Below are 7,700 nucleotides of genomic sequence, written 5' to 3' on the forward strand. Positions count from 1 at the left end.
TTGATGACCTATTCAGGCTCAACAAGAGGAGTCTGGTGCTTCTGTCTGCAATGGCAGGCCTGCCAATAGTCTCTTTCAGGGTTGGCAGCACTGTGATATATGCATTGGGGGAGCTGGATCTCGGAGTATTGTTCTGGGTTCTTGTTCCCATTGGATTCAGTTATTTGATGAACGCTGTCAACATATACGCAGGCTTCAATGGGATTGAGGCGGGATGCGGACTTGTCACATCATTCTTCCTTATGATATGCTCCATTCTGTATAAAAGCTGGGATTCTGCGATGGAGCTTGCGGCTTTATCCGGAGCTTTAGCTGCATTCCTCCTCTGGAACAGATATCCTTCTAGGATATTCCCGGGAAACTCAGGGACGTATTTGATGGGAGCTGTTCTGGCTTCATCCATCGTGATAGGAACAATAAAGACTGCAGGAATAATTGCCACAGCCCCATACCTGATAAACTTTTTCATAAGGCTGAGAAACAGGTTTACATGGACGGTTGGCTATGTGGATGATAGTGGAATAATAAGGACAAGGGGCTTGGAGGCCTTGTGGTCCCTGTGGATAGGAAAGGGATCCTCGGAGGTAAGGATATTCTGGAAGGCTATCCTCTTTCATAGCCTGTTCGGCATAGGGGCAGTGCTGTTCTCATATTTGACAGCAAGATAATATTTTTATTGTTTAAAAGAAATTTTTATCTTTTCATTTTCTCCTAACCCAAAAAGTAGCAACGTGGATAGTTCGCATTACCCCTAAAGGTGATAAAAATGACCCCTCCAAGATCTGAATGTTCTGCCTCCTCAAAGCTTCACAGCTTGATGGGGAGCCAGGGCATATCAGATGGAGGGGTGAATGACGGGGTTATCTGGTCTCTCTTTGCACACCTTACATTGCACGCGAAGATAGACGTGCTTAAAGGGGCAGTTAAGATAATCAACTAATATGAGCTCAAAAAATGACAATTTCAGTTTATCATAAGGGGGCGATATTGTTGCAATTCCATCATTTTTACACGGATTGTTACCTGAAGCAAAGTTTTATTTGCGTCACTTTGGCGATAGCATTTGTGAAACTGTACTTTTGTAAACCCGAGGTGATTGTGTGGAAGATTATGGCCTAGTTTCAATAATATTGCCAGCTTATAACGCCGAAAGATACATAAAGGATGCAATTGAGTCGATCCTTAAACAAACTTATCTAAATTTTGAACTTATTGTGGTAAATGATGGCTCAAAGGATAGAACATTAGAAATTGCAAAGTCGTTCAAAGATGAGAGAATAAACCTTATTGATCTAAAAGAAAATAAAGGCGTTTCATACGCTCGCAATGTTGCCTTAGATATTGCAAAAGGGAAATGGATTGCTTTTGCTGCTGCAGATGATTTATGGAAGCCTGAGAGACTTGAATATTTACTGAATATAATCTCCAAATACGAGTATGGAAAATATTTTATTGCTGATGACATGATACTTTGCTATGAAACTAATAATGGAAAGCTGGTTAGGTATGGTTCTGAAATCCGTCTTTGGTTTCCAGGGATTTACAGGAAATTCGGTTCAAGCGAAGTAATAGAAATCGGCTATAAAGACTTTTTATATATTGCTTTTCAACCAATTCTACCATCTAAGGTAGTTCAGGAAAATAAATTTAAGTTCCCTGAAAATTTGAGTCTCGGGGAAGATTTGTATTTTTACGCTAAACTTTTTAAGAGTGGTTTAAAGATGCTCCTAACAAAAAAATCTTATTACTTTTATAGGATTAGGCCTGGTTCTCTAACAGACCTAGGAATTGAGGAGTTTATAAATAAGGTAAAGAATTTTGAAAAAGCACTAGAAAGCGATAAGGAGTTTAATGCAGAGGATAAGGAGCTATTTAAAAAATATTTTGATTCGCAAATTGAAATAAGAACACGAAAAGAGATAGATCTTAATAAGAATGATCTGTTAATACATGGTCTCAAAGGTTTAGTCATAGCTTTTTTAAAGAATCCATATCTATTTTTTAGATTTTTGTTTAATAATTTGTCGAATCCCTATAAAATTGTGTCCCTCTTGAGGTTGGTTATTTTAGCAGGGCGAGGAGGTGGTATTAAAAGAGTATGAGGAAAGGTATTCTTTTTCTTCGTTCAAATCCAGTGGAACCTGATCCAAGAGTCGAGAAAGAGGCAATATCTTTAGCGAAAAATAGGTTTAAGGTATTGGTGGCGGCTTGGGACAGAGAAAATAAATATCCAGTATACGAAACAAAGGAGTTTGGAGAACTCTATAGAATAAAAGTAAAAGCGAAATTCGCCACGGGAATTAGGAATATGAGGCAATTTATAAGGTGGCAGCTTATGTTATTTTCTTTTTTGGTGGGAAATAGACAGAATTATGACTATATCCATGCATGTGACTTTGACACAATTATTCCTGCATTAATTTGCAAACTGTTTCTTAGAAAAAAAGTAGTCTATGATATTTTTGATTTCTATGCGGATATGTTGAGAGATGTCCCTGACTTTTTGAGGCGACTTATTCGAAGAGTCGATCTGTTTCTCATTGGTTTTGCGGATGCAGTAATTATAGCAGATGAGGGAAGAATAGAGCAAATTAAAGGCTCAAAACCTAAAAGGCTTGTTGTAATTTATAATTCGCCTCCTTTGGTAACCAATTTTAAGGAAAATCCCTTGAAAAAGGTTAGTTCGAATAATCTCGTTATCGCCTATATAGGTTTGCTTCAGAGAGAAAGGGGAATTTTTGAGATGATTGACGTTGTTAGGAATCACCCAGAGTGGAAACTTATTCTCGGTGGATACGGAGCAGAAGAAGAGGAGATTAAAGAAAAAATAAAAGGCCTTGGTAATGTTGAATTTTTAGGCCGTGTGCCTTACGAGAAGGCACTTGAGGTATACGCTTCATCTGATGTTATGTTCGCAACTTATGATCCTCGAATTCCAAATCACCGTTATTCGAGTCCAAATAAACTTTTTGAGGCAATGATGTTAGGAAAGCCAATTATTGTTGCAAGAAATACAGGTATGGATAAAATTGTTGAAAAATATGGTTTGGGTTTTGTGGTTGAATACGGAAACAAAAAAGATCTAGAAAAGGCAATAACTTCAATAGCAAACTGGAATGCAAACAAGTGGGAAGCCTTCAAAAAGCATACTGCAAAGATTTATTCAGAGAATTTCTCTTGGGAAATTATGGAACGCCGTTTAATTGACCTTTACAAGAGTTTGGAGAAATGACCCTTCCTGTCATTAATTCTCACTGTTATTCTTACTGTCTGGAGTCCCTTAAAGTATATAAGGAAATTTCATACGAAGCGATCGTTATTCGAGGATATACGCACCTAAAAATTTCAGCGAGGAGGTCTGGTGGAGAAAATGGAAGGAAATAATAATAGAAGATGCGATGAGAACTTAATTTTAAGTATTATTATCCTTACATATAATTCTGTAAATTATATTGATAACTGTCTCAAGGGCATTTATAAAAATATTGAAGGCGTTAAGTTCGAGGTTATTGTTGTTGATAGCGGTTCCACTGACGGAACATTGGATATTCTTAAAAGGCAGAGACCCAACTTAAATGTTATTCTTCTTGATAGAAACTATGGCACTGCCTATTCAAGGAACATTGCAATTAGAAAAGCGAGAGGAAATTATCTTCTGTTTTTGGATTCTGATACAGTTATCCTCAGAGGTGCGATAAAAGAGTTAATAAATACCTTTAAGAAGATTCCTGATGCCGGTATTGTTGCACCAAGGCTTCTCTATCCAGATGGAACTGTTCAGAAGTCCTGCAAGCTATTTCCCAATTTTCCGCTGAAGATTCTCAAGTTTATCCCATTTTTGGAGAGACTCGGAGAGAAAATGGAGTTGTACAAGGATTATGTTTACTCAAAAAACTTTCGAAAGATTATCTCTGTTGATTATTGCATCTCTGCCTGTTGGCTTGTTAAAAGAGAGGTCCTTGATAGGGTTGGCTTGTTTGATGAGAATATCTCCTACGCTCCTGAGGATGTGGATATGTGTATAAGGATGTGGCTAAATGGATACAAGGTCGTCTACAACCCAAGTGCAGAGGTAATTCATTACTCTCAGAGGGCTTCTAGAAGGAGCTTACGCAAGGCTTTTATTCATTTAAAAGGATTACTATATTACTTTAGAAAATATCATTATGTTTTTGATAGAAGAAAAATATATAATAAAATAATGAAGAAATTTCCTACTAGCTATCACACTGAATGCACGCTCTCCTAAAAGAAGGGAACGGAGAGTATACAGCATAATCTGGACGATGACAAAGTGCCTTTCCGCTCATCTTGTTGTGCTTGCAACGTCTTTATGCTTTCTTATTCATATTAGTGCATCCTTTATTCTGTCCGTTCTTAAAGAAGATCCACTTTACATTTATTCCACTGTTAAAGCTCTATTTAGAATATTGAAATGCACGAAACTACTAATAGAGAAAAGGCATAATATCAGAGGGGGTCTGTGTGAATGACAGAAAAATCCTCGGTAGAATGACTTGAGAATATAATCCACAGAGGGAGGGATTAGATGGTTTCAGCAGATGATGTAGCTGTTGTTATTCCTGTCTATAATGGTGTTGGCATTGTGGATAGGTGCATCTCTGCTCTACTTAGACAGAGTAGGATTCCAAGGGAGATAATATGTGTGGATGATTTCTCTAAGGATAATACATATGAGTACATAAAACGTCGCTTTCCCGATATCACTCTCGTGAGAAACGGCTTCAACATGGGTGCCTCAGGAAGCTATGCAAGAGGAATAAGGCTTGCTCTTTCAAAAGGATACAGACTTATATGGCTACTTGATCAAGATAGCCTTCCGCTAAAGAACGCTCTTGAAGAATTGCTAAGCTTTCCCCTAGTAGAAAAATCAGTGCTTACCTCTCTTTCAGTCTGTCCATTAATGAACTACTTATATCTTCCACTTGATTTTACCTGCGGGCTCTTTAATTGGAGAAGAGGAAATCTTAGCCAACCTAGGGAGATTCTTACATCAACTTTTAATGGAATGCTACTTCCAAGAAAAATAATAAATTCTGTAGGATTCCCCTCAGCGCGGATGAGAAATGAACTTGGAGATTTCGAGTTCTCCACTAGAATATGGTTGAAAGGATGGCGAATAATTCAAGTTCCCAGTAGCATAGTTTATCATATAGGTGGAAAACCAAGATTAGTTCCCAAAGCAACAAAAGGAGGATTCTTCAAGCTCTCTAGAACTACTAGGTCTATTGAGTATATACATGCAGAATATATTCCTGTTGGTAGCTATTCAGAGGAGAGATACTTTGAAAGAGGGAAAAATACTGCCTTAATGCTAACGTCGAGAATTCCTAATTGTGCTAAAGTTTTTATGCTAAGATGGATTATAACTACATTAGCTAAAATTATACTGTTAAGAGGAGAGTACGAGAACTACCGAAAGCTCAGATCTTATCTAAGAGGAATTTTATATGGATTAATTCACTATTAATAGTTTAGTGAAATTTTAGAAAATACTCTTGCTTCTTTATGCAGTTAATTTTTTTAGCTTTTGCTTCAAACGTTCTATATGCTTCCAGTGATCCTACAGATTACAGCCGGAATCTCGATATCCCTATTTCTGACAAAAGGTGTAGCAAAATCCATAGTTTTAGCTCCTCTGGTAGGAGCTATCTTTCTGGCTGTTGTCTCTCCACTAATTAGTATCGATTCTTTTGCTGCAATAGAGATTATTCTTCTGCTTGCAGGGGTATGGGCAATTAGAAAGGCTGATAAAAAGGTGGATAAATTTCTTCTGCTGATCTTCATTGTGTATACCCTAGTTGTAGCAGTGAATCTGTACAAGGAGCCATATGTGGCCAGCTGGATGAATCAGGACGAGCCCTTTCACCTAATGAGGTCAAAGCTTTACGCCACTACAGGCTCTCTTCCCCTAGATTATCCTCCTCTGGTGCACATGATCGGAGGAGCATGCTACAAATTAGGAGGAGAGTGGTATCTCTGGTATAGAGCAGTTTTAGCCCTTCTAATTCCATCGGAAGGTGCCTTAATCTACATGATAGCGAGGGAACTTGACCTTAACCCTGTAATTGCCTCCATCTTCTACCTGCTGATGTGCCCCTCTCTAATTCATCTCTTTGAAATAGGAACCTATTCTAACCTTGTTTTGGATTCCCTGATTCTGCTCGATGCATATCTTCTAATTCGAGACAAAATGCTTCCAGCCTCTGTAATCTCATTCCTCCTTCCCCTATCGAACACCCTTTCCTGGATATTCATCGCATATGCCTGTATAGTCTACCTGATCAAGAGATCGAAGAAAATATTATACTTAATTCCAAGCTTTTTCTGGCTTGTTCTTCCCCTTTCAGTGAACAGAGTCCACTCATATGCCTTAAAAGTTGCGGGAAATGTCCCTATTGGCGTGAAACTGGCTGTTATAGAGGGAATTCCCCTGGATATATGGTATTTCTTCGGGGCATCCTTCTCCCTTGGAATTGCAGGCCTTCTAGCGAGAAGCTCGTGGGAGAAAAGGAGGAAATACCTGTCCTTATACGCTCTCTTCATATTTATTGTCGTCATAATATTTGCAGCAGGAAGTCCCTCCCTCTGCTGGAGATTTCTTCTTCTCCTTCCATTTCCTTTAAGCATGACAGCCACATGCTTGATAGAGAGAATCAGTCTCATCAGCATGAAGATAAGGAGGTTTTTATCGCCTGTTGTCCTCATTCTTCTCATTTTGGCATTCCCACCGGTCAGGGGAAACACTCCATATCAAGATGCAATTCCATTTGTCCACAAGGTATGCAATGAGTACAAGATGAACATATCCTCCTACGGGTTATCTGCATTCCCAAGCGTCTTTGGATGCTCCGTTGAGAGGACAGGAGCTCTTGAAGACCTTCTTCTCGATGGATCCAAGTTTATAATAACGAGAAAAACTCAGCTGGAGAGAATTCTTGTGGAAAAAGATCCGTGCATCAGGGTTATTTCGTCATCAAATTCAGCAGATCTCATAGAATACCTGCCTAAGGGGAATCAGAGCAGGGTGGAGGGCATATATCTGGACAACACAACTGCTATACTTTACCTAAATGAAACAGATGTCATAGCCGTGACAACAGCATATGGAGCTATTTGTAAAATACTTAATAAGGGTCCTCTCATCGTTAAATGCCCTGATTTAACCATAAGGAAGGTTATTGTGTTCAGGAAATGCCTTCTTCTGCAGCTTGTGGAACTTCAGGGAAACCCAAACAGCTAAATGACAAAAAAGAAAAGGAAAGAAAGAAAAGGGAAATCAGCTTGGAGGTGGATAGTAGAGATACTGCGCCTGAGTTCCTCCCGGTCCATATACTACTATGTTATGCTGCTTAGTTGTGGGGACAGCAGAAGAAAGACTGCATTGTACTGTTACTGTCGAACCTACAGTCCAAGTTAAGCCAGCAGTACCCCAACTGCTTGTATCACAGCTAGTTCCATCTATGAACACCTTCCAATCGGTAGCACCAGTACTGCTGACTGTTCCAGGCCCGAGGTTCTTCACATCTATTGCCCAATGTTGACCATCAGATGAGCTAGCACTCAATATCTGTATCTGAGAAGCTCCTCCAACAGTAGCAGTCCTCCCCAACGAACCGAATATGTACCCTGATATCGGGGAGAATATCAGAAGTGCCCGGGCTACTGCTATCCCAAGT

Annotated in this window: 7 protein-coding genes and 1 pseudogene; 7 read left to right on the plus strand and 1 reads right to left on the minus strand. The window is 39.1% G+C overall.

Annotation, left to right across the window (positions count from 1 at the left end):
* The 7 genes and pseudogenes from D6D85_RS07045 to D6D85_RS07070 form a co-directional block, all read left to right on the plus strand.
* A pseudogene (locus D6D85_RS07045) lies at positions 1-668 on the plus strand (hypothetical protein); the annotation flags it as partial.
* Positions 669-766: 98 nt separating this feature from the next.
* Positions 767-940 (plus strand): hypothetical protein, encoded by a 174-nt coding sequence (locus D6D85_RS16240; RefSeq protein ID WP_161969738.1) that lies wholly within the window; start codon positions 767-769, stop codon positions 938-940.
* Positions 941-1,100: 160 nt separating this feature from the next.
* A complete protein-coding gene (locus D6D85_RS07050; protein ID WP_125671366.1) occupies positions 1,101-2,102 on the plus strand; it encodes a glycosyltransferase family 2 protein in 1,002 nt (333 codons plus the stop codon).
* Positions 2,099-3,232 (plus strand): glycosyltransferase family 4 protein, encoded by a 1,134-nt coding sequence (locus D6D85_RS07055; RefSeq protein ID WP_125671367.1) that lies wholly within the window; start codon positions 2,099-2,101, stop codon positions 3,230-3,232. The genes D6D85_RS07050 and D6D85_RS07055 overlap by 4 nt, the downstream gene beginning before the upstream one ends.
* A 138-nt stretch (positions 3,233-3,370) precedes the next feature.
* Complete coding sequence (locus D6D85_RS07060) at positions 3,371-4,249, plus strand: glycosyltransferase family 2 protein (RefSeq protein ID WP_237558783.1); 879 nt, start codon at positions 3,371-3,373, stop codon at positions 4,247-4,249.
* 300 nt (positions 4,250-4,549) lie between these two features.
* Positions 4,550-5,491: a glycosyltransferase family 2 protein gene (locus D6D85_RS07065; RefSeq protein ID WP_125671369.1), complete on the plus strand. Its 942-nt coding sequence runs from the start codon at positions 4,550-4,552 to the stop codon at positions 5,489-5,491.
* Positions 5,492-5,569: 78 nt separating this feature from the next.
* Positions 5,570-7,264, plus strand: coding sequence for a hypothetical protein (locus D6D85_RS07070; RefSeq protein WP_125671370.1), 1,695 nt, complete (start codon positions 5,570-5,572; stop codon positions 7,262-7,264).
* Positions 7,265-7,300: 36 nt separating this feature from the next.
* Here the strand turns inward: D6D85_RS07070 and D6D85_RS16245 are convergent.
* Positions 7,301-7,700: hypothetical protein (locus tag D6D85_RS16245; protein ID WP_161969739.1), on the minus strand; the 400-nt coding region annotated here is incomplete at its 5' end.

Origin of the sequence: Candidatus Methanodesulfokora washburnensis, from assembly GCF_003947435.1 — an archaeon.
In the GTDB taxonomy this organism is placed as follows: Archaea; Korarchaeota; Korarchaeia; order Korarchaeales; family Korarchaeaceae; genus Methanodesulfokora; species Methanodesulfokora washburnensis.

Bases quoted from the DNA above. Each gene is read 5' to 3' on its own strand.
- D6D85_RS16240 (WP_161969738.1), top strand. From the start codon at position 767: ATGACCCCTCCAAGATCTGAATGTTCTGCCTCCTCAAAGCTTCACAGC.
- D6D85_RS07055 (WP_125671367.1), top strand. From the start codon at position 2,099: ATGAGGAAAGGTATTCTTTTTCTTCGTTCAAATCCAGTGGAACCTGAT.
- D6D85_RS07060 (WP_237558783.1), top strand. From the start codon at position 3,371: ATGGAAGGAAATAATAATAGAAGATGCGATGAGAACTTAATTTTAAGT.
- D6D85_RS07065 (WP_125671369.1), top strand. From the start codon at position 4,550: ATGGTTTCAGCAGATGATGTAGCTGTTGTTATTCCTGTCTATAATGGT.
- D6D85_RS07070 (WP_125671370.1), top strand. From the start codon at position 5,570: ATGCTTCCAGTGATCCTACAGATTACAGCCGGAATCTCGATATCCCTA.